At 42.7% G+C, this 20,582-nt stretch carries 22 protein-coding genes and 3 tRNA genes; 12 read left to right on the forward strand and 13 right to left on the reverse strand.

Annotation, left to right across the window (positions count from 1 at the left end):
• Positions 1–104: 104 nt before the first annotated feature.
• Entirely contained in the window at positions 105–1,547 is a 1,443-nt protein-coding gene (locus DQQ10_RS01630; protein WP_112745052.1) for a sodium:solute symporter, read from the forward strand.
• A gap of 170 nt (positions 1,548–1,717) precedes the next feature.
• On the opposite strand, the gene DQQ10_RS01635 is transcribed toward DQQ10_RS01630, so the two are convergent.
• On the reverse strand, positions 1,718–2,023 hold the full coding sequence (locus DQQ10_RS01635; protein WP_133259503.1) for a hypothetical protein: 306 nt from the start codon (positions 2,021–2,023) through the stop codon (positions 1,718–1,720).
• An 83-nt stretch (positions 2,024–2,106) separates the two neighbouring features.
• A complete protein-coding gene (locus DQQ10_RS01640; protein WP_112745054.1) occupies positions 2,107–2,502 on the reverse strand; it encodes an MGMT family protein in 396 nt (131 codons plus the stop codon).
• A gap of 57 nt (positions 2,503–2,559) precedes the next feature.
• Here DQQ10_RS01640 and DQQ10_RS01645 point away from each other — a divergent pair, with 57 nt between their 5' ends.
• From DQQ10_RS01645 to DQQ10_RS01665, 5 genes are all read left to right on the forward strand, one after another.
• Positions 2,560–4,101, forward strand: coding sequence for an Ig-like domain-containing protein (locus DQQ10_RS01645; protein WP_112745055.1), 1,542 nt, complete (start codon positions 2,560–2,562; stop codon positions 4,099–4,101).
• A 119-nt stretch (positions 4,102–4,220) separates the two neighbouring features.
• Positions 4,221–4,305, forward strand: a tRNA-Ser gene (locus tag DQQ10_RS01650).
• Between the two features lie 127 nt (positions 4,306–4,432).
• Complete coding sequence (locus DQQ10_RS01655; protein WP_112745056.1) at positions 4,433–4,585, forward strand: AraC family transcriptional regulator; 153 nt, start codon at positions 4,433–4,435, stop codon at positions 4,583–4,585.
• A gap of 72 nt (positions 4,586–4,657) precedes the next feature.
• A complete protein-coding gene (locus DQQ10_RS01660; RefSeq protein ID WP_221409650.1) occupies positions 4,658–4,972 on the forward strand; it encodes a VOC family protein in 315 nt (104 codons plus the stop codon).
• 371 nt (positions 4,973–5,343) lie between these two features.
• The gene (locus DQQ10_RS01665) at positions 5,344–6,324 is read left to right on the forward strand and encodes a BtrH N-terminal domain-containing protein (RefSeq protein ID WP_112745057.1); all 981 of its coding nucleotides are present in this window, start codon (positions 5,344–5,346) and stop codon (positions 6,322–6,324) included.
• A gap of 317 nt (positions 6,325–6,641) precedes the next feature.
• Here the strand turns inward: DQQ10_RS01665 and DQQ10_RS01670 are convergent, their stop codons facing one another.
• The gene (locus DQQ10_RS01670; protein ID WP_112745058.1) at positions 6,642–7,001 is read right to left on the reverse strand and encodes a hypothetical protein; all 360 of its coding nucleotides are present in this window, start codon (positions 6,999–7,001) and stop codon (positions 6,642–6,644) included.
• 224 nt (positions 7,002–7,225) lie between these two features.
• Here DQQ10_RS01670 and DQQ10_RS01675 point away from each other — a divergent pair, with 224 nt between their 5' ends.
• From DQQ10_RS01675 to DQQ10_RS01690, 5 genes are all read left to right on the forward strand, one after another.
• Positions 7,226–7,879, forward strand: coding sequence for a CPBP family intramembrane glutamic endopeptidase (locus DQQ10_RS01675; protein WP_112745059.1), 654 nt, complete (start codon positions 7,226–7,228; stop codon positions 7,877–7,879).
• A gap of 68 nt (positions 7,880–7,947) precedes the next feature.
• Positions 7,948–8,154 carry a hypothetical protein gene (locus tag DQQ10_RS01680; RefSeq protein ID WP_112745060.1) on the forward strand — a complete coding sequence of 69 codons (207 nt, stop codon included), beginning with the start codon at positions 7,948–7,950 and terminating at the stop codon, positions 8,152–8,154.
• Between the two features lie 504 nt (positions 8,155–8,658).
• A tRNA-Gly gene (locus DQQ10_RS27830) sits at positions 8,659–8,732 on the forward strand.
• Between the two features lie 5 nt (positions 8,733–8,737).
• A tRNA-Trp gene (locus DQQ10_RS27835) sits at positions 8,738–8,809 on the forward strand.
• A gap of 61 nt (positions 8,810–8,870) precedes the next feature.
• Positions 8,871–9,512: an RNA ligase family protein gene (locus DQQ10_RS01690; RefSeq protein ID WP_112745062.1), complete on the forward strand. Its 642-nt coding sequence runs from the start codon at positions 8,871–8,873 to the stop codon at positions 9,510–9,512.
• Between the two features lie 118 nt (positions 9,513–9,630).
• On the opposite strand, the gene DQQ10_RS01695 is transcribed toward DQQ10_RS01690, so the two are convergent.
• From DQQ10_RS01695 to DQQ10_RS01710, 4 genes are all read right to left on the reverse strand, one after another.
• Positions 9,631–9,828 (reverse strand): hypothetical protein, encoded by a 198-nt coding sequence (locus tag DQQ10_RS01695; protein WP_112745063.1) that lies wholly within the window; start codon positions 9,826–9,828, stop codon positions 9,631–9,633.
• A complete protein-coding gene (locus tag DQQ10_RS01700; RefSeq protein ID WP_112745064.1) occupies positions 9,825–10,103 on the reverse strand; it encodes a hypothetical protein in 279 nt (92 codons plus the stop codon). The genes DQQ10_RS01695 and DQQ10_RS01700 overlap by 4 nt, the downstream gene beginning before the upstream one ends.
• 376 nt (positions 10,104–10,479) lie before the next feature.
• Positions 10,480–11,856: a hypothetical protein gene (locus tag DQQ10_RS01705; protein WP_112745065.1), complete on the reverse strand. Its 1,377-nt coding sequence runs from the start codon at positions 11,854–11,856 to the stop codon at positions 10,480–10,482.
• Between the two features lie 130 nt (positions 11,857–11,986).
• The gene (locus DQQ10_RS01710) at positions 11,987–12,589 is read right to left on the reverse strand and encodes an FMN-dependent NADH-azoreductase (RefSeq protein ID WP_112745066.1); all 603 of its coding nucleotides are present in this window, start codon (positions 12,587–12,589) and stop codon (positions 11,987–11,989) included.
• 120 nt (positions 12,590–12,709) lie between these two features.
• Between DQQ10_RS01710 and DQQ10_RS01715 the strand changes: the two genes are divergently transcribed.
• The gene (locus DQQ10_RS01715; protein WP_112745067.1) at positions 12,710–13,087 is read left to right on the forward strand and encodes a winged helix-turn-helix transcriptional regulator; all 378 of its coding nucleotides are present in this window, start codon (positions 12,710–12,712) and stop codon (positions 13,085–13,087) included.
• Positions 13,088–13,276: 189 nt separating this feature from the next.
• Here the strand turns inward: DQQ10_RS01715 and DQQ10_RS01720 are convergent, their stop codons facing one another.
• From DQQ10_RS01720 to DQQ10_RS01745, 6 genes are all read right to left on the reverse strand, one after another.
• A complete protein-coding gene (locus tag DQQ10_RS01720; RefSeq protein ID WP_112745068.1) occupies positions 13,277–16,060 on the reverse strand; it encodes a tetratricopeptide repeat protein in 2,784 nt (927 codons plus the stop codon).
• A gap of 240 nt (positions 16,061–16,300) precedes the next feature.
• Positions 16,301–17,200: a hypothetical protein gene (locus tag DQQ10_RS01725; RefSeq protein WP_112745069.1), complete on the reverse strand. Its 900-nt coding sequence runs from the start codon at positions 17,198–17,200 to the stop codon at positions 16,301–16,303.
• Positions 17,201–17,392: 192 nt separating this feature from the next.
• Positions 17,393–18,247, reverse strand: a complete 855-nt coding sequence (locus tag DQQ10_RS01730; RefSeq protein ID WP_112745070.1) for a DUF2911 domain-containing protein — start codon at positions 18,245–18,247, stop codon at positions 17,393–17,395.
• A gap of 8 nt (positions 18,248–18,255) precedes the next feature.
• Entirely contained in the window at positions 18,256–18,657 is a 402-nt protein-coding gene (locus DQQ10_RS01735) for a VOC family protein (RefSeq protein ID WP_112745071.1), read from the reverse strand.
• 39 nt (positions 18,658–18,696) lie between these two features.
• Positions 18,697–19,266: a dihydrofolate reductase family protein gene (locus DQQ10_RS01740; RefSeq protein WP_112745072.1), complete on the reverse strand. Its 570-nt coding sequence runs from the start codon at positions 19,264–19,266 to the stop codon at positions 18,697–18,699.
• Between the two features lie 42 nt (positions 19,267–19,308).
• Positions 19,309–20,427: an epoxide hydrolase family protein gene (locus DQQ10_RS01745; RefSeq protein ID WP_112745725.1), complete on the reverse strand. Its 1,119-nt coding sequence runs from the start codon at positions 20,425–20,427 to the stop codon at positions 19,309–19,311.
• Positions 20,428–20,582 lie beyond the last annotated feature (155 nt).

A 20,582-nucleotide genomic window follows, 5' to 3' on the forward strand; every position in this document is an offset into this window, starting at 1 on the left:
GTAACAAATCGCACCGTCATTTTAATTCTTTCCACCGCCGATTTTCTCGACTCCATTTTGCTTTTCGTGGGAATTCACATTCTTTGCCAAAATATTTTTTTCTCATGACGCCCGGATTAGTTCTCTCCATCATGATTGTGTACTTCGGCATGCTGATCACGATTGCTTTCGTGACCGCCCGCGGTGCCGACACGAACACCTTCTTCACCGCTAACCGGCAATCGCCATGGTTCCTTGTTGCCTTCGGTATGATTGGCTCCTCGCTCTCCGGACTTACCTTCATTTCGGTTCCAGGAAATGTGGGCAAGATCGGCTTCACTTATTTTCAGATCGTGCTCGGATACCTCGTCGGCTATTGGGTTATCATCGGAATCTTGATGCCGCTTTATTATCGACTGAACGTAATATCTATTTATTCCTACCTGGAGCAACGCTTTAATACATGGTCGTATAAAACCGGTGCCTTTGTTTTTCTTGTGTCAAGAACACTGGGATCGTCGCTGCGACTTTTCATCGCTGCACAAGTACTGCAAATATTTCTTTTTGATGCGCTTCATGTTCCTTTCGCAGTCACCGTCGGCATCACGATCGCACTCATCTGGATTTACACTTTCAAAGGTGGCGTAAAAACGATCGTGTGGACCGACTCTTTTCAAACCATATTCCTCGTATCGGCAGTGATCATCGCCGTGTGGCAAATCACCGACCAACTCGGATGGTCATTCTCAGAAATGGTGAGCACGGTGAGCGCTAGCGACTACAATAAAATTTTTCAGTTTGAAGACCCACTTGCTGGATCATACTTCTGGAAACAATTTATCGGCGGTGCATTCATCACGATAACCATGACAGGTCTCGATCAAGAGATCATGCAAAAAAATCTGACGTGTAAAAACATCGGCGAAGCTCAGAAGAATATGTTTTGGTTTAGCATCATTCTCGTTATCGTCAATGTACTCTTCTTGATACTCGGCGCATTACTTTATTTCTATGTACAGAAAAATGGCATCAACTATACAGGGCCATCCGACGAATTGTTCCCCACACTCGCGTTGAACAACCTTGGACTCGCAGTGGGAATATTTTTCTTACTCGGTATTACAGCTTCATCATACGCTAGCGCGGATTCCGCTCTTGCCGGATTAACAACATCGTTTTGCATCGACTTTCTTGATTTCAAGAACAAGCCTGAGCCTGTTCGCAAACGTCAAAAGTTTATGGTCCACTTAGGATTCTCTGTTTTGTTTCTGCTCATCATTGTGGTCTTCCGTGAAATCAACAATCGATCTGTGATCGATGCAGTATTGGGCATTGCCACATACACTTATGCGCCGTTGCTTGGATTATTCTCCTTCGGATTATTTACAAAACGTCAATTGAAAGGATGGGCTGTACCGATTGTTTGTGTGATCGCACCAACACTTGGATACTTGCTGAACTTATATTCTGTAGAAATCTTTAACGGCTACAAATTCGGATTGGAGATTCTCTTGGTGAATGGCGTTATTACGTTTGCGGGACTCTTTGCTATTTCAAAGCGGGCATAAGGTAAATGCACAGAGATACAGAAAAAATACCTCTGTGTGACTTTGCGGTCTTCACGTTTGTCTGTGGAACAACCTGCATTAAAAAGGAAAAGGCTACCTCAACCCGAAGCAGCCTAGACCCGATTAAAACCAACCCCACTTATTTTGCAGTGCACATCGTGCAGCTGTTGTTATCGTTTTACAAAATGAAACTCTTTTGTTTCATCACCTTTTGAAACCCTAATCGTATACGTTCCGAATTTCACAGCATTGAAATCGATCACCACTTTTCTTTTTTCAAGATTTCCGGAAGTGATCACATTTCCGTTTGCGCTCAACACTTCGACTCTTGCACCGCGAAATTTTTTCTCGGCTTTCATGACGAATAAGTTGCGCTGCCTTTCTTTTTCATAATCACTTTCTTCTCTATCATTCGCTAATGCATGCGTAGATAAGAAGAGAAAGAAAATGGCGAGTATGTTGATGAGGGTCTTCATAGTCGATTCTTTCGGAATCACTATAGCGAAGGGTATGCCATCAGGAGAAAAATGGCATTTTCAGGAATATTTGAGCGATGAACCTATTGGCCCTCTCCAGATTTGGGACGTTTTTTGGCTCGTTTCTTCTCATTCAGAGACAGCTCTTCCGACGGATTCCAGAATACTTCTTTGAATCGCACAATTTTATCGTTAACCACCACTAGCTTTTCTTTTTTCAACAGCTCAGCCATCTTTGAAGGTGGTTTAAAGTGATGTTTTCCGGTGAGTAGGCCCGCACTATTCACCACACGATGTGCAGGAACATCTTTCGGGCAACCATGCATAGCCCAGCCTACCATTCGTGCGGAAGATTTTAATCCAAGGTAATGGGCGATTGCCCCATAGCTCGTAACGCGTCCAGAAGGAATTAATCGCACCACCGCATACACATCATCGAAAAAATTGTAATCCCCAGGCTTCTTTTTTATCGGTGGCATATCATACCATTTCGTTCTTGTTAAATTTACGCCGCATTAACAATACACAAAATTATCGTGAAGCGCATTGTCCTTTCTTTTTTGTTGATCCTCTCAGGTTTTTCATTTCTAAACGCACAGAACAACGGTCTGATCTTTCCTGATTCTGCCGGCTGGAACACGCTTAATGAAAATGAATTGCTTTCGTTTCAAGTGAAAAGTTCTCATGAAAGCGTGAAGAAGTTTTCCATCGAGGGCACAGAAGGTCTCGACATCCACTTCGATACATTGGGATATTTCTCATGGAAACCATCCTTCGACATCGTTGATCGTGTTACGAAATTCAAAGACTTCACCGTCATTTTCCAAGCACAACTTGCTGATGGCAAACGTGAACGAAAAGCAATTACGTTCACGCTCAATCACGTAAACCGTCCTCCTGTTGTTGACGAACTTCCAACAGCTTATGTCAAGCAATCGAACTTAAACACCTATCAGATCGCATCCGATTTTGTTTATGATCCCGATGGCGATCCCCTTGTGTTTAAAAGCATTCAGTCGCAGATGCCAGAAGGTGCAAGCATTTCTTCTGCTGGTCAATTTACATGGACTCCATCACGCACTCAGTTTGCCAACTTAAAGAACAATCCACTCAACATCGAGTTCATCGTACAAGATCAACCTGACAAAGCCGAGACGAAAGGCAAGATCAAAGTATCACAAACTCAACAAGACCTTCCTTCAGAAATTAACATCGTCCCTGGAGACACTTTGTTTTCGATCAAAGAAGATGAGACCCTCAACCTGAAGCTCTACATCTCAGATCCGAATGGCGACGACAACATCCGCAGCGCAGGATTTATTCCAACCGACAAGCGTATCGCGGCAACATCGCTTAAAGAAAACACTGCACAACAATATGAATTCATCTGGACACCAGGGTACGAATTCGTAGACGACACGCAAACATCATTAACCTCCGAAATCATTTTCTTCGTTCTCGACAAGTCCAACAACCGCGTTCAGAAAAAGGTAAAGATCAAAGTCTTCGACACCGAGAATATGGTGAAGAAAGATGCACATCTCTTCCAGAAGTACCGCACAAACCTCGTCGACGCTATGGTGCTGATTCAGCAACTCGACGCGCACCAGAAAAAATTAAATGGTGATTACAAAAAAGCGAAGAAAGGAAAGAAACATCGCTCTATCGTAAACGCATCGCTTGGCGCCGTAACAGGTTTTACGCCTATCGCCGTAGATAATCCGGATCAAGCGAAGGTGGTATCGGGCATTGGCGGAACAACGGTGTTGACGTTGGGTACACTTGAAGCGACGGAAGTGATCGGTCGTTCGAAGGAGAGTATTATGGACAAGATCAAGATCGGAATTGACATCCGGAATAAGACGCAAACAATGGGCGACGAATTTGCGCGTAAGTATGCGTTGAAGTCATCGCGTCGTAGTGCCGAGTTTGACAAGGACATTGAAAAGCTTCGAGCCGCGTTGAACGACCAGCGTATCGTGTTATTGGAGCTCGACGCGTATAATAAGAATGCCGGAAAAATCGACGATAAGGATATCAAGAAGGTTTTTCTTGATTACGGCGAAGAATCGAAGTAAAAAATGCACAAAGTTTGCGTTTTGGATTTGCCAAAACCCCGAAAACGTATAAATTTGCAGCCTCATTTTAGATAAACCGAGTCCCACCTGCGCTTTCAGAAGCTCGGGAGGGTAAACACAGAGGAGTGGTAGAGCGGTTTATTGCACCGGTCTTGAAAACCGGAGACCGTAACAGGTCCGGGGGTTCGAATCCCTCCTCCTCTGCTGAGTAAAAGTCAAACAAAGTCAAAACCTCGAAATCATCACGATTTCGAGGTTTTTTCGTTTTGGGGCCTACCAAAACAACCATAAAATCATAATCCTCTGGCGCTTAGAAAGGTAAAATGCATCCATGTTCGCCAATATCACCGAAGAAAAACTCAGAAACCTCGCGTTAGATTATGGCTATTATGACCAGTCACATTTGAATCACCACTTCAAAGAATTCACGGGCATAAGTCCAAAAGCCTACTTTAGCAATTTTATTTCAGCCGACAACGCATGACTCAATGTCGTTTTCATACAATGCAGCCTTTGCAACAGCGCCGACATTTGTATCACATTAAAAACGACACAAATGAATATTACTTCTTTATCTGTTTCCCTCACGGTGAATGATGTAAAATCTTCTAGTGATTACTTGATGCGCCACTTTGGCTTCAAAAAAAAAATTGCCGCCGATGGTTTTGCCTCGCTAATGCATGAAGCCTCTGGGATAAACATCATCTACATGCAAACGGGACTTGAAGTACTACCCACATTTTTAAGAGACGTTCCTGTTCGCGGTACTATACTCGCATTTGTTACCAACGACATTGAAGCAGAAGAAGCAAGACTGCAAAACGAGGGCGTTAGAATCTCACTGCCGCTGCAAAACCGAGGAATGGGGTGAAAAACTATTTATGGTTACGGACCCCAATAGCGTTGTTATCGAGGTCGTGGAATGGGTAAACCAACCAGAAGGTTCGTGGAATGGATAAGTTTTTTGAGTGATGGGCAATTGGTTACTAGCTAGTGTCCGTAAAAAAATTTTCATCACGGGCACAAAAACCGGATCGCACTTTACGCTTATCAGCTTTTGAAAGGCCCACTGAGTCGTCTAATTCAAGGCGTGGATTATTTGCAAAAATAAGAATTCCCCCAGGACACTCGTAGCCATTGGTAGCATGCTGTAAAAATCCGTTCTAAAGTTCTCGTGAATTATTTTGGCTTTATAAAGGACTGCTGACATACTGTTGACAGTGCGTCAATCAACTTTGTATCATGATCATAAAAAACATAGCAGCATTTGACGGACAGCATTGCGAAACCACTACCACTGGCACGTTGCTGCGTCAATTGGATATTAACCTTTCTGAGCCGATGTTGTTCGGGCTCGGCGAAGGATTAGCCTTCATCTTCTGGAAGATGAAGGCTATGGACTATCCTTTCATCGGGGGTCGTGTTAAACCAGATGTTCTTACACAAAACATCTGTCGTCATTTGAAGCTTGACTTAGTCTCGCAAGAAACGACTTCTATTTCAAAAGCGTGGGAGAACGTTACGCAACAACTCGACAAGGGAATTGTCGTGGGATTAAAACTGGATTGTTATTACCTAGAGTATTTTTCACACGCCATTCATTTTGCCGGCCACTATGCTGCGATGTATGGCTATGATCAAAACAACGCATACATGGTAGACACCTGTCAGCAGGGTGCCCTGGTGAAGACAAGTTTAAAAAGTCTAGCGTCGGCGAGAGCAGCAAAAGGTCCTATGTCATCCAAAAATTTATCGTACACCATCACTAAAACAAGTCGGACTTTTGATCTTCAAGTTGCTATTCAAGAGGCGATCAGAAATAATGCAAACGCTTACCTCAATCCGCCCATCAACAACATCAACTTCAAAGGGATAAAAAAAGCTAGCACTCAAATCATCAAATGGTTTAAGTCCAGCCGTGACATCACCGGTGACTTTAGCGGTGCGGCAGCACTCATGGAAAAAGCAGGCACAGGTGGCGCGCTGTTTAGAAATTTGTACCGTGATTTTTTGAAAGAAAGCTTCGCGCTATTGAAACACGAGTTGCTCGAAGAAGCACATCAAGATTTTATCGGCATTGCCGGCGATTGGACCGAAGTGTCAAAATTGTTCTTGAAAACAAGCGAAACCAAGGACATTAAATATATCGAACAGGCTTCCGAAAAAATGAATCTGTTATCATCGAAAGAAAAGGAAGCGATGGAGAAGCTTGCGCGCATTTAAAGTTTGACAAGTTGCGCTGAAAATCTCTTTCGCATCTGGAGGAAGTCGATGGTTTTAAACGGATCAAATGTTTCCATATGTGAAACGTGTAGACTTGCCGAAAAAACTTGATTGACTTCGCGTGAGGGATGGAGGCATTTGTTTGAGCCCGAAATGGCCCCGATAGCTATCGGGAAGTGGGTGGACTGGCGAGTGCCGAGAGCCCGACCCGAAGGGGCACGCCCTATTACAAGCACTCTTGCAAACCACATCTCACCGAGTTTAAAACTGATGAAACATGCCACTGAAGAAAACACTATTCAACGCAATTTCACCTCTTACAAATAACCCAAATCTTTCAAGGGCTTGTTAAAGTGTACGTCGTTTGTATTTGGATTAAGACACATTGCCACTGCCGTGTCTAGTGCGACAATTTTTTCTTCGTAGTCGTAGTACTCCTGTTTACCTTCGTATAAGGATAGGTCGTGATAGAGCGCTGGCACAACGCCGATCAGCTGATACATCACGTCTTTGGGAACGTCTTGTTTTGTTGCCCATTCTTTTTTTACAGTCTCTAAAAAATCATACAGCTTGTCAAGAAGATGGTAGTCTAGCCCGCGATTAAAATGGTACTTGATAAGTAGTCCATTCTCTTTGTTATATAGTAATTCGACCAGTTGATTTGCAAAATTTTCCATGTGTGATTAAAAGTAAAATTTCCTTTGAACTACCGCAATTATCGAAAGGTCTTCAAATAAAAAAAGCTCGCTAAAAAAGCGAGCTTAAATAAGCAGGGCAAAAGGCGATAAGCGAACGTTTTGGTGCTCTATCCGCTTTTTTTGGGATGGCCAGCGTGATCGTATTTTTCCAATACTTGATCCGGAGCCAAGAAAGGCGTTAACTTTAATAAATACTTTCTACGATGAACCCCACACCTATCATCAGTGACAAACGTCGACAACTCGAAATCTGCGCCGTAGTTTCTACTGGCATCGGGAAATTTGTTTTTATGGACTGGCTGGGTTGGAAACTTCCATTCATATCCGTCGCCATCATAGCGTGGGTCGCTTATGTGATTATCCGCCAGCGTCAAGAACCGGGTATTTTATCTTACTGGGGCTTTCGTACTGACAATTTTAAAGAAGTACTACGAATTGTATTGCCCTTCGGGATCGTGGCCGTGGTGCTTTTCTTCATCGTAGGTTGTTCCTTAAACACGATAAACCTATCATGGCATATACTACCGATACTCATATTGTATCCGATATGGGGCACGATACAACAATTTTTGGTGATTGGTCTCGTAGCCGGAAATTCAAAAGACCTGGAGCGTAACAAATTCTCCAACGCGTTGATTATATTCTTAACCGCGTTACTCTTCGGACTGCTACACTATCCGTTTTATTGGCTTGTCGCTGGCACTTTCGTACTCGCACTATTTTATGGTTATGTGTATTTGAAAGCGCGCAATGTTTACGTGATGGGAATATTTCATGGCTGGTTAGGTGGATTATTCTTCTACACTGTCGTTGGGCGTGATCCGCTCCAGGAAGTATTTGGAAAGTTTCTACATTAACGTAAGTAGTTGAGCGTTTCTTAGATCCTAAATTGTGATCAATTTCAACTTCAAATTGTAAACCATTCATGATTTTATTGATTGTAAAAATTCTTATCGCTATCGCAGGCACACTTGCCGCAGGCTTCTTTGTCGTGGTGGGTTTGACTAATCGCAGTCGGTCTTATGTTAGAACTGGGTTAATTGTTTTTCTTGTCACTGTTGCGATTGTGGCGATAGTCACTTGTCTGAATGGTGATTTCGGGGATTTAATGATGGGCGTTGACCGATATTGAGGAGATGTAACAATGGTAGAATCATTTTTTTAAGAAGCGCGACATTTGTCTTCTCCGACTGAAAATCAATTTACGTTCTAAAGTACAGTTGGGGCAATTAGAGCTTGATATCGAACTTACCTTAAACACATGATTCGAAATCAGAATAAAAAAATATTGTTACGCTTTAGGTAACAACAGAAAAGTTGCTTTACCTTTGTATCACAAGAAATCAAAAATGACAATGAAACTCGGCATCAATACATTACAACTCAGCTCATGGCTTCAGGGCACGCGTTTTTCAGCGGCTGGGGGGTCATGGCATTATCCGGGGACGTCTATATTATAGATAGAAATTCGATTCGCAAAGAATAGAAGCCCTGGGTAATCGCTCGGGGCTTTTTCTTTTTAAAGCTCCCGACTCGCATCAATAAGCATTCACATTCAAGGTTGATTTTATCATCCTCCTGGAAAGCTATTGCCTTGCGCATAGCGCTCACGTTGGATTGCCAAAAAAATTCATTTGCAGCATACGCATACATGGTGGTGCACCTGGCCTCCAACTAGGAATAGAGTCGGTTCGAATCCGACATGCTGCACATTTACATCGGAATGCCAATGGTGGCGAACTGGACTCCAAATCCGGTTGTGGTGAGTTCGATTCTCACGCGATGTGCAACAGCTACGGATCAAACTGTGCTGTTTATATTTTATAAAAACTAAAATTGGAGGTAACTATGAAAGAGTACCACAAAATTCAAACGGTGTTCCTGCGTACGCCGGAAAGTAAATTTAAAACCTTGATGGAAGGTCATTGGGCACTTCCTGAATTTGAGCTATTAAAGGATGTTCAATGGGTATGGTCAGAAAAGATTGATGGAACTAACATCCGGATTATGTGGGATGGAGAACAAGTCCGTTTCGGCGGTAGAACCGATGATGCTCACATTCCATCATTCCTACTAAATGTACTGCAAGAAAAATTCACACCGTCCCTATTGCGAGCTGTATTCAAAGACGCGAAGGCCGTCTGCATTTACGGAGAGGGATACGGTCATAAGATTCAAAAAGGCGAGCACTACATCGCCAACGGTTGTGATTTTATTCTGTTTGACGTGCTTGTTGATGGATGGTGGCTAACCCGTAGCAATCTCGAAGATGTATCCACAAAAATGAATATTGCTATCGTACCACTAATCGGTAAAGGTACACTGATGGAGGCTATCGACTTTGTGAAGAAAGGTTTTACATCAACGATCGCACAAAATAAAGCATACGTTGCCGAAGGTTTGATCTGCAAACCAGCGATTGAATTATTCAATCGACAAGGCACCCGGATTGTTGCCAAGATCAAACACCGCGATTTTATTGGCAAGTAATGATCAGGGCACACTACCTTGTGTGACCCTGATACATTAAACACATTTTACATAACCAAACCCGAATTGGTGCGTGTATATTACTTTTTTGATTATGGTCGAAGAACACATTATAGAACTAGAACGTCCAGCGCACTTGAGCTTCTGCGGAAATCTCTTCCGACTTCGCCTCAGGAATGTCTGAGATTTTAAAAGACGAAGACGTCATGATGTCGATGACGGTACAGCAAATGGTTTTTAATAACAGAACAGGAGAGATTACCGTCGTGAAGATAGAATAGCATTCGTGCATGGGTTGGGCGATGATTCCTCTCATCCCCCACTTCCAAATACTTCCTCAAACTTTGTTTTTATTGCCAACGCGGCCTTGTCGGAAATTTTATCGCGACTGTCATCGACGGTGTAGGTAAACTTGGCTGACGCATGTTGACGAACATTCACAAAAACATAAACAAGCTTCTTCACTTTGGTGGCTGCCTCCGCTCGCAATATCTCAGTGACGGCATCGGAGAAACGCTCTACCTTCGCCATCAATAGTTTTTCCTGAACGCTATTTTGTTTTATATCTGAAGCGAACTTTACGTGGGACATCGTTTGGTAAGGTTAATCGTTAATCGTTAATCGTTAATCGTTAATCGTTAATCGTTAATCGTTAATCGTTAATCGTTAATCGTTATTCGTTAATCGTAAAAAATTAATCTCTTCAAGAGAACACCATTGCAGGGCGGCTTGTTATCGTTATACGTTAATCGCCGTCAATTTAAAACAAACTAATGATTTCAATGTATCCAGTATAAATTATTTGCAACAAGGGCACGTGGAAACTACAGGTAAAAAGTAGTCGCGGCGTGTGTGGCACTTTTGCGTAAACACAAGAAAGAATGATGAAGAGAATCTGATTGTCCTCTTCATCATCATACTTGACGTTTTTAGATTTCCGATTTGTGAGGAAGATAACTTACTCTTCTTACTTTGCTGCCTTTCCGAAGGGTGTGTAGTCGCCATACTCTACATCTTGCAGCCAGAGGACGCGACCACCTTTGATCGCCGAGAAGTAGGCGTTGTATGTTTTTGGCTTATTCTCAATTTTCGAAAAAACAACTTGCCAATTTCCTTTCATCGTAAAAGTACCTGAAGACTTCGCGTTCTGTGCCACAGTGCCCCCATTCGTGCTGTTGGCCGTCCAGATCTGCCAATTGTAAGTTCGGTTAGTGCCGAATGAAAAATTCTGGCTCGATGAGTATGCATTGTATCCTGCATAAGACCCCGTGAATGTATTGTAATATTGCAGCGACGACGAAAAATCTGACGTCCACTTACCTTTCAAGTCATCTGACGACACTGCAAATCGATTGAGACCGGAAAGATTAAATAGTGCTTGCCATTCACCAAAATATGAATCCGGTCGATCCACACCGAACACTTTCACAAAGTCCGCTTTGGTAGGCATGATGACCTCAATCCAACCTGATTTCGCTTTCGAGAACAACGCAACGAACTGAGTCTTCCCGCTTTTATCGGTGAGATTTGCTGAAGCAAAATAGGCCGGTTCAAACGACGTATTGTATTCATAGAAAAAGAAATCGCTAGCACTTACATATCGCGGAGCGACTAAAAGATCCCAAAAACGTTTCGTTCTATCTACTTGCTGCGAGATATATTCACCGTCTTCCTTCCTTGGATAATGCAACACCACTTTGACATTGCCTTTGGTCGACTCAACCCAATCGGGTTTCACAACACTGGTCCAGCCATCATCAAAGTTTGTGGTACTGAAGTGAAATCCATCGGCAACGGTCGCGTCATTTCCTACCGGTAATTTTGATTCCGCGGGTTGCTGCTTCGACGACGTGTTCACAACCGTCGGCTGAGAAATTTGAATCGATGCAATGAATGCGTCGAACTTTGCACCATAGGCTGTTGTATTGCTCATGATAACAAAGCTTATGCAACGTTGACCGTCACTAAAACTGCTTAAGATGAGATTTGCGTTCTCGTTATTGAAAACAAATTTTCCACTGCCACTCCAGAAGTTCCATCCATTAAAGACTTGTTTATCGATCGCCTGTGGCTGTTGACTTGTACCGTATGGTGTTACGGCAAGATCTTTCCATTCACTTTGAAAATCGTTTTCCATGTTGCCTTTGCTAACAGTACTTTTCACAATACTGATTTGAGCCCACGTACGCTTCACATTATCAGTGAAAGAAAAGGCAATTGCATTTTCGCGTGTAATTTTAGTCCAACCGGAAGGTGGCGTGAACGAGAGCAAATCATAAGTCTGTTGCTGCGCAAAACTACCAACAGCCATCAAAAGCGAGAATGTGAAGATGACGTATTTCATACCAATGGAATTAGGGTATGCAAATTTCAATCAAAAACCAGATAAATAAAATCCCCGAAAAAAGGGATATACAGCACCTTCAATGTCTCTGTGCGATTTCCATCTTATGGGCTACTTAAACCACGCCCGTTCAGTCAATCACAATACTTGCTACGCCCCTTTCAAATCCCTGCTCTTTAATTCCCGTCACCTTCAAACCCTCGGCTCTAAATACGGATACGTCCGTTATGCCGAGGAAGCTAAAGAATGTTGTCAAGTAAGGCGCTACAAAGTCATACCCTTTCGCAGGACCTTCCGAATATACGCCGCCGGAAGACATCGCCACATACACTTTCTTACCCATTAATTTTCCCACCGGACCATGCTCACTATATGCGAACGTAATACCTGCGCGTGTAATGTGATCCATCCACGATTTCAGCGCACTGTGTACTGAAAAGTTATAGAGCGGCGCACCGATCACGATAATGTCAGATGCCATGAGTTGTTGCACCGCTTCGTCCGAATATCGTAATGCTGCTTTTCCTGCTGACGTCAGTTCTTCTTCAGGTGTAAACATCGATTGTAATGTAGCGGCATTAAGGTGTGGGAGTTCTTTCTCCACCAGGTCCACCCTCTCGACGGTACTGCCAGGATATTTCGCGATCACCTTCTCGACGATGGCGTTGCTGAGTTTTGTGCTGTATGCATTATTGCCTTGGATGCTTGAAAGCAAATGAAGAATCTTTTTCATTATCAGATAGTTTGTTTCGTTTCAATTTGTGATGACAAAATTATGCACAGCAGCTATGCAAAGGATAGTACTTACCTAAAGGAAAGCGCTTACGTTTAGGAAAGTGTGTACCTTTGCTCCATGGATGATCTTAAACTCGCGAGCAAAGAAGAATGTAACAGTTCATTGAAATATGTTTTCGACGCGCTGTACGTACTGGGTGGCAAGTGGAAGTTGCCGTTGATTTTATGTTTGATGCAATCGCCGAAGCGCTTCAACGAAATACAGCACGAGATGACCGGCATCTCTCCGAAAATACTGGCGCAAGAATTAAAAGATTTGGGACAGAATGAATTCATTACTCGCAACGTATATGCTACTACGCCTGTCACAATCATCTACGAAGCGACAGACTACAGCCGAACATTGAAGAGCGTGCTGAATGAATTGAGCAGCTGGGGCATGCAGCATCGGGAGCGGATTATGCGCGGACGAGTTGTGGAAGAAAAGATGGACTAAGCTATTCGATGAATAGATTCGTTAAGCCATTGTATGCTCCTCACCCAAGCGAAGGATTGCCGCCGAAAAAAAACGCAATGGAACACGAACCTCGTCCAATGATGCTAAATCTTATTACAAAGTCTCAAGGCCACTAAGGTTCGCTAAGAAACGGGGCTTCGTGATTTCTTGGTGGCAAGATAAATTTCCTCACACTCCACTAACTTGATTTAAATTCTTATTGGTTAATGGCAACCTAACGGTAAAGGTTGTGGCGACATTGACGATTGAATGAAGCGTGATATAACCATTAAGTCGAGAAGTAGCTTTGCTCGCAATATACAAGCCGAGGCCGTTACCTTTCGAGGATGCGTTCGCACGGAAATACATATCGAATACGCGCGGCTGGAATTCTTCAGCAATACCCTGCCCATTATCTTCAACTTTAATAACAATAAAGTCATTTTCTACCCTCGTCGTGATCTTGATATATGGGGCCTCGGTTGTTGAAAAATGTATTGCGTTCTCGATCAGATTTTCAATAATCACACGTACCAGTGCGGGATATGAATAAAACTGCGTATGATGTGATGTTTCTTCTAGCGTCAACTTTATTTTTTTTCGATCGACTTCCTCTTGAAATTCCACCATGATTTTAGAAATGACTTCGCGGATAACAACTTCCTTATAAATCAAATCTTGTGAACCCAGGTCGCTGATCGACTGCAATTTCTTCAACATCTTATCTAATCCCTGAGCGGTCTCTTTCACTTTTTCAAAAAGTTCGATAGCGTTATCGTCTTTAACCGTAATCTTTGCTACTTCTGCCAAACCCATAAATGTGGTCAATGGTCTTCGAAAGTCATGCGACGATCGGTAGAAGAAAGTGTCAAGTTCAAGATAGGCCTGACGCAATTGAGATGTTCTCTCGGCTACTTTTTCCTCAAGCGTCTTGTTCATCTGGGTAATAAAATCGTTGGCATCTTTCAATTCCGCCGCCTGGCTAGAAATCTCTACCTGCTTTTGCTGAATGTCCGCATTTAATAGCACCAGCGCTTCATTTGATTTAGACAGCGCTTCTGTTTGTACCAAAATCTCTTCTTGCTTTTCGGATAATTTCTTATTGAGCGTCGACAACGACTCATTTGTCTCACGCAACTCTATGGTGTGCGTATTTAATTGGTCATTCAACTGTCCTTGTTCCTGTCGCGCTAATACCAATCGCCGATTGAGTTTGATCACATAAGCGCTCACGAACACAACCAACACAAGGAGCAACGACCCGATAAAAATTATAATGGTTTGGTTTCTGATTCGAGCATCTTGCGATAAGATACGGCTTTCATCTAATGCCTTTTGACTATTCAGTAACTCAATCTCTTTTTCCTTTCGCTCTACCTGATAAAGACCTTGCATGTCGGCAACTTTCCGGCTGATGTTTTCCGAGAAAATACTATCATTAATGGACTCATACTTTTTCCTGAAAGCAACGGCTTCTTGAAAGTCATGTTTTCTTTCGAACAATTCAGCAAAATATTGATAACCCTTTCTTCTAATCAATTTCGAATTTGTAATCTGAGAAAGAGAAACAGCTTTCTCAAGATACGCTTGCGCTTCGTTTAGTCGATTTTGCTGCATGAGTACATGTGCTATTCCGAAGTAGGAATTAGCCACGCTATTTTTATCAATTACATTTTGCTTAAGCTGAAGCGATTCGTGCTGAAGTTGCAGTGCTTTGGTGAGATCGCCCAATGCTTCATAGTTGAGCGCAAGGTTAAAAACAGACGCGGCTACACCCTCCGTGAAATTGATCTGCTTGCGTAGCACGAGTGCCTTACGATGTTCCTCTATCGATTCCTTATATTTTTTTTCAGAAAAAAGCACTGCGCCGCGTGTGCCATGACTATCGGCAATTCCCTTTTGATCTTGGATACTATTGAAAATCATTTGTGCGCGATCCACATATTGCGTCGCCAATGCAAGATTTCCCAGGTCTTTATAATTCCATCCTATTTCATTATAAAGTTCCGCATTCAAAGGTTGCAATCCCGAAGTTTCCGTAATTGCTAAAGCCTTAAAATAAAAGCTTTGCGCAAGATCGTAGTCCGAAAGTTTCCGATAGATCTTTCCTATCCTAAAGTATAGCTGCGCGCGTTGTAAATGATAGTTAAATATTCTTGATGACCAAAGTGCCCGAAAGCAATGATTAAGCGCATCCTCGTAATGACCCTTTGCATAATCGAGATCTGCTTCGAAAAGAAAACACATCCCTTTGTGATAGTTATCGTCGATCTTCGCTGTAATTGCACACAGCTTATTCGCATATAACATCGCGTTTTCAAAGTCGAGGATATTGATGTACACCTTTGTACACGTCGCATAAAAATCAGTTCGACTATAGGCTGTTGAGTCTTGCTTGATCTGTTTTACGCGACTTAAATATTCAAGCGCTTTTTGATTCTGCCATCGTTGCGTAGAGAGCCTGGCGTAAGCGCAGTAAATGTTGGATAGCCGTGTAGTGAGATTATTTGTCGCTGCGATTCCTATGGCATTGTCAAATGCTAACGCGGCACTATCATATTGACCAACGTTGGATAACACATTTCCCCACTGTGTTAAATTGTAAACCGTATTATCAATTGATTCTTCCGAAGGGATTTCATTGGAAAGGCGAAAATAACGCAGCGCTTGCTGGTAATTTCCGAATGCATCTTCACCTATTGCCAATAGGGTGTAGGCATATTTGAGACCCCGACGATAATCCGACTTTTCCGCAATTTGAAAAGCTTCTTTTGCGTAGTTAACGGCAAGACTGTCGTCGAAGTCGAAATATTCCCAAGCGAGATTGTTCAGCGCGTCCACTCTCTCTTCCGAAGTCCTTGCTTTTGTTAGGCTGTCCTTTAATTTTCTTTTAACCTCGTAGGTCTGGCCCAATACGCGACTGCCGTTCACCAGAAACGAAAAAAAAATAAATATGAAAATTGCAGATTTCAAGACCCACTCATGGCTAAGACTCAGTTAAAATAAGACTATTATTTCAATCAAGTTTAAATTCGTCGAGAAGAATGTGATCGTGCTATCCTTCTCCTCAATGAGGCTACGCATTTAATCGATTGGCGGCCAAAATGTCTTAAATTGGCTGTTCAGAAAGCTTCGGTAATTGCATTTGTACATACAAAAAATGCGCACCGTTAACCAGGTACGCATTTCATTCTTACTGACGTTCATGTTTTTCTACCGAACTACATAAGCAAAAGTTCCAGTCACGGTCTTTTTCCCATCACAAGCGTTGGTATTGTTAGGCGTAGTAGCGGTGATCAAAAAATGTCCAGTGACTAATTCGCCAGGCGTAGTCGAAAACCTAGTAAACCTCCATCGCGAAGATCCATCCTTCCGGTAGTAGCAGTTATTAATCGCGGGTTCAACAAATACGGTATTGACCGTATCACTAGCCGTACCGTTGGATGTTGTAATTCGACCTAAGTAAGAACTGTGTGTTTCGTAGGCACTTCCCATCACTGTTGAATCTATACCCGCACGAAAATAGAATTCATTATTCTGCGCGCGAAAACTGGCGGGATTGGGATTCTTCGTTGATCGCAAAACAGCAAGTGTTAAATTCTCGTGATCAACGCCATCAACAGAAAAATTTAATGTCCCGTCAACAGCGATAATTGTCCAATCGCTAAAATGATCGACTTGTGCACTTAAGGTTTTATCTTCCTTATCAATTGTAAAACCATCGACCACTTGCCAGGCATCGGCAGAAGATGGACGTGTCATCAAACGAAGTAATTCGGGATGTGATTTTTTAGCCGCTACATCAGCGTCAGTGTACTTCAACTCAAGGGTTACGGGCTTCAAGAATTCCTGCGAAGTGAGTGAATATATTTTTCCCACACCATTCGTAAGGTCACTTACTGATTCCTTCACCTCTATATTCACCGATTCACCAACGGCGCCCGCAGGGATTTCCACGGAAATATTTTTATCGGAAGACTCGAGTGATCCACCATCTTTTGTAACCGTTGTGCCGGCAGGTTCTGGCTCAGGATCTGATTTTGAATCATCGCTGCAGCTAAACTGGACAAGGAGCATGCAAACAACTGCGTAGAGAAAGTGCTTTTTCAACATAGGGCTATTTTATAATTTATTAAGAATAGCCATAAATCGCAGTAATCAACATGATGTAACCGCCAAGATTAGTTTATGGCGTTGATCGTTCTTGAAATCCGACTAAACGCAAGGCTGCGTTTTAACCAAACCATACGTTCACTCCCTCATGAAAGCGCGCGACGCAACCGCTCCTTCATCGACACTGGGCAATTACTCCAAAGATTTAATTAAATTTTCGTTCAACTTAACGTAGTTATTCCTATTGTGATGTTCCTTTGCTTGTTGCAATGACAACTTCGCAGAAACTAGCGCTTCCTTCCCTCGCCCCAAGTCTTTCAATATTTTCGCTTTGTAGTAATGTTGCCAATAAGGCTTACCGTTTACTTTCTCCCATCCTTCAATGGCTTTATTAATCATCTCCAATGCAACCATTGGTTTGTGATCGTACTCATAATAAAACTGAGCAGCATACCAGTAATTGGGATTTGTGTTTTTCAAATCCGATTCGATCTGCGCGCGAAGTTTGTTAGTAATATCCGTTTTGATTGGTATCGTAATCGACCAATCTTCCCAGCTTAGCACAAGGTCACAGCGTTCCGCTTTAACATTATTAAACTCAAATGTAAGTGTCTCTCTAAAAAGTTTAGAATCTTGTTTGTTGGTTTGAACCCTACACACATCATCGCTTATGCTATAGCCATCGGAACCCCAGTTTTGCACGCCCTTATTAATGATAACAGTCCAGGTCTTCTTTGATGGGATTGTGTAGAGTACGTATCTACCAGAGTCGATTTTACATCCTTCAATTTCCACAGCATCAAAGAATGTGATCTTTGTTGCTGCATTTGCACCTGTCCGCCATACCGAATCGAAAGGTTCGACATAGCCGATCATCTTTCTGCCCTTTACGCCCGGTCGGGAATACTGCAACTTAATCTTCGCCATGCCGAAATCTTGAATGATCGTCTGCATTGGACTTGGATTCGGAAAATCAACTTGCGCGTTTGCACCGAGACAAAAGATGAATAACGCACAAGTGATGTTTACATATATTATTCTACGCATGAAACAAATTATTGTACTACGTGTGTAACCGCGATAACGGCGCCAACAGGGTCCTGAAGCATAGCATACACGTGATTACCATTGGCATCAAATACTTCTTTGATAATCTTACCACCAAGACGCTTACATTTTTCAACACTGTCCTTCACACTATCAACATTGATGTAAACAATCCACTGTGGTGGAATGCCCATGTTGCCACCTTGTGCATGACAAACGCCTGCTACCCAACTTCCCGCTGAGTCCTTCATGATGTAATCCACATACGACTGTTGTTCGCCCATTTTTAGTTCACCGGGTGTCCATCCAATTACTTGCGTGTAAAAATCTTTGAGTTCACCTGCATTGGGGACAGTTATGTCTGCAGATACAATTGCACCGACGTTATACTTCTTAACATTCTCACTCATATCGTTTCTAAGTTTAAGGAATATGCTAAATAGCATTTTCTAAGTTCCGATACTATAGTGAACAGCAATTTCGCCTTGCGAAAAACGAGTTGAATTCAAAAGCTTCATCCGCTTTACATCTTGTGGTTTGTCGAACAACGAAATCCCGTTGCCTAGCAATACCGGGTACATAATAATGCAGTATTCATCAATGACGTTAAGTCCTGCGAGTAGTTTATAGACCGACGGGCTGCCGAACATCAAGATATTTTTCCCTGTTTTGTTCTTCAGGGCGTTAACATTTTCAACGATGTGATCGGATATCACGGTGATACCACGAGCCTGTTCTTGACGTAAAGAATTTGACAACACGATTTTGTTGGCACTGTTATACCAATTCGAATATCTCACTTCACTGCTTGAAGCATTTTGATTAAGGTGCGCTGTCGGCCAGTAGGTGTCTAACATTTGAAACGAAACACGTCCAGCTAAAAGAGCGTCGGCGTCATCGGTGAGAGAACACACGAAGTCCAGATTCTCCGGACTTTGTGTTAGTTCATCAAATTCACCGGCTTCACCAGCGACAAATCCATCTATGGATGTATGAACGACGAATATCAATTTTCTCATATTCCTTTATTAACGTCTATACTTCATACGCGTATTCATCCCTTACTTCAGGGTGAAAAAGAATTTCTTCAACTCGGCTGCAAATACATCAGGAACCTCAAGTGCTGCAAAATGTCCTCCTTCTTTCATTTTTGTATAGCTAACAACATTCACAAATCGCTCTGCCCACTCTTTTGGGAACTGTGCTTCTCTCGGAAACACAGCAATGCCTGCGGGCACATTCGACTTCTGTAGTGGTGGTGTACCGCTCCACTGCGCTATTGCATCTGCCTTATACATTCGCATTGAGGTACCGATCGTTTGTGTGAACCAATAGATTGAGATGTTCGTCAACAATTCGTCTTTGCCACCGAACGCATTCTCTAAAATATCAGGTGTGGCACCGGCCGCGCCAAAGCTAACGATCCATGCTGCTAATCCCGTTGGAGATTCGTTTAAACCATATGCCAATGATTGAGGTTTCGTTGCTTGAACCATCGCATAAGCTCCTTCCGTATACCACCATTGTTGTACGAATTGAGCAAATTGTTTTTCATCCTCACTCATTGTAGTAGGATCTTCCTGTCCCATGGGGTAGCCGATATCTGTGAAGTGAACACCTGCAACGACATCAGCATATTTTGACGCTAATGCTTTCGTAACGCCCATACCTACATCACCGCCTGCAGCGTAGAATTTCGTGTAACCAAGATTTTCAGTCATCAACTTCTTCCAGAGATCTGCTACCGCTTCGGTTGTCAATGATTTTTTTTCGGAGAATCCGAAACCAGGAATCGAGGGAATCACTAGATCAAAGCTCTGCTCACCTGTTGTAAGCTGCGGAATAATTTTATGAAAGCGATAGTAGCTATCAGGCCAGCCATGTGTAAGAATGAGTGGCTTGCTATTTTTACCACTACCCTTTATGTATTGAAAATGAATTTTTACTCCGTCTACTACGGCAATGTATTGCGGGTATTTGTTCAGCGTCGCTTCTTGCTTACGCCAGTCGAAAGTTGTTGCCCAGTAGTTTACAAGTTTCTTCAAATAGATTTCGCTTGTGCCAAAAGTCCAGTCAGATCCTTGTTCTTCCCCGGGCCACCGCACATTCTTCAAGCGTGCTTTCAAATCATCAATGTCTGACTGTGGGATACTAACTTTAAATTCTGTTACGTTTTTCATAGTGCTTGTCTTCATGGATTGTGAATAAGAAATTTTAATACTCGCCACAATTGATAGCAAGATCATTGCAGTGCATTTCATCATCGTTTTGTTTTTTGAGTGTCCGTTAAATTGTTCTTCGCAGGAAAGCATCCGCGCATTATGCTCGATCGCAG

This window comes from Pseudochryseolinea flava, from assembly GCF_003286915.1.
Lineage (GTDB): Bacteria > Bacteroidota > Bacteroidia > Cytophagales > Cyclobacteriaceae > Ohtaekwangia > Ohtaekwangia flava.

Coding starts and splice junctions, on each gene's coding strand:
- DQQ10_RS01630 (WP_112745052.1), top strand. CDS start 105: ATGACGCCCGGATTAGTTCTCTCCATCATGATTGTGTACTTCGGCATG.
- DQQ10_RS01635 (WP_133259503.1), bottom strand. CDS start 2,023: ATGAAGACCCTCATCAACATACTCGCCATTTTCTTTCTCTTCTTATCT.
- DQQ10_RS01640 (WP_112745054.1), bottom strand. CDS start 2,502: ATGCCACCGATAAAAAAGAAGCCTGGGGATTACAATTTTTTCGATGAT.
- DQQ10_RS01655 (WP_112745056.1), top strand. CDS start 4,433: ATGTTCGCCAATATCACCGAAGAAAAACTCAGAAACCTCGCGTTAGAT.
- DQQ10_RS01660 (WP_221409650.1), top strand. CDS start 4,658: ATGAATATTACTTCTTTATCTGTTTCCCTCACGGTGAATGATGTAAAA.
- DQQ10_RS01665 (WP_112745057.1), top strand. CDS start 5,344: ATGATCATAAAAAACATAGCAGCATTTGACGGACAGCATTGCGAAACC.
- DQQ10_RS01670 (WP_112745058.1), bottom strand. CDS start 7,001: ATGGAAAATTTTGCAAATCAACTGGTCGAATTACTATATAACAAAGAG.
- DQQ10_RS01675 (WP_112745059.1), top strand. CDS start 7,226: ATGAACCCCACACCTATCATCAGTGACAAACGTCGACAACTCGAAATC.
- DQQ10_RS01680 (WP_112745060.1), top strand. CDS start 7,948: ATGATTTTATTGATTGTAAAAATTCTTATCGCTATCGCAGGCACACTT.
- DQQ10_RS01690 (WP_112745062.1), top strand. CDS start 8,871: ATGAAAGAGTACCACAAAATTCAAACGGTGTTCCTGCGTACGCCGGAA.
- DQQ10_RS01695 (WP_112745063.1), bottom strand. CDS start 9,828: ATGAGAGGAATCATCGCCCAACCCATGCACGAATGCTATTCTATCTTC.
- DQQ10_RS01700 (WP_112745064.1), bottom strand. CDS start 10,103: ATGTCCCACGTAAAGTTCGCTTCAGATATAAAACAAAATAGCGTTCAG.
- DQQ10_RS01705 (WP_112745065.1), bottom strand. CDS start 11,856: ATGAAATACGTCATCTTCACATTCTCGCTTTTGATGGCTGTTGGTAGT.
- DQQ10_RS01710 (WP_112745066.1), bottom strand. CDS start 12,589: ATGAAAAAGATTCTTCATTTGCTTTCAAGCATCCAAGGCAATAATGCA.
- DQQ10_RS01715 (WP_112745067.1), top strand. CDS start 12,710: ATGGATGATCTTAAACTCGCGAGCAAAGAAGAATGTAACAGTTCATTG.
- DQQ10_RS01725 (WP_112745069.1), bottom strand. CDS start 17,200: ATGTTGAAAAAGCACTTTCTCTACGCAGTTGTTTGCATGCTCCTTGTC.
- DQQ10_RS01730 (WP_112745070.1), bottom strand. CDS start 18,247: ATGCGTAGAATAATATATGTAAACATCACTTGTGCGTTATTCATCTTT.
- DQQ10_RS01735 (WP_112745071.1), bottom strand. CDS start 18,657: ATGAGTGAGAATGTTAAGAAGTATAACGTCGGTGCAATTGTATCTGCA.
- DQQ10_RS01740 (WP_112745072.1), bottom strand. CDS start 19,266: ATGAGAAAATTGATATTCGTCGTTCATACATCCATAGATGGATTTGTC.
- DQQ10_RS01745 (WP_112745725.1), bottom strand. CDS start 20,427: ATGAAAAACGTAACAGAATTTAAAGTTAGTATCCCACAGTCAGACATT.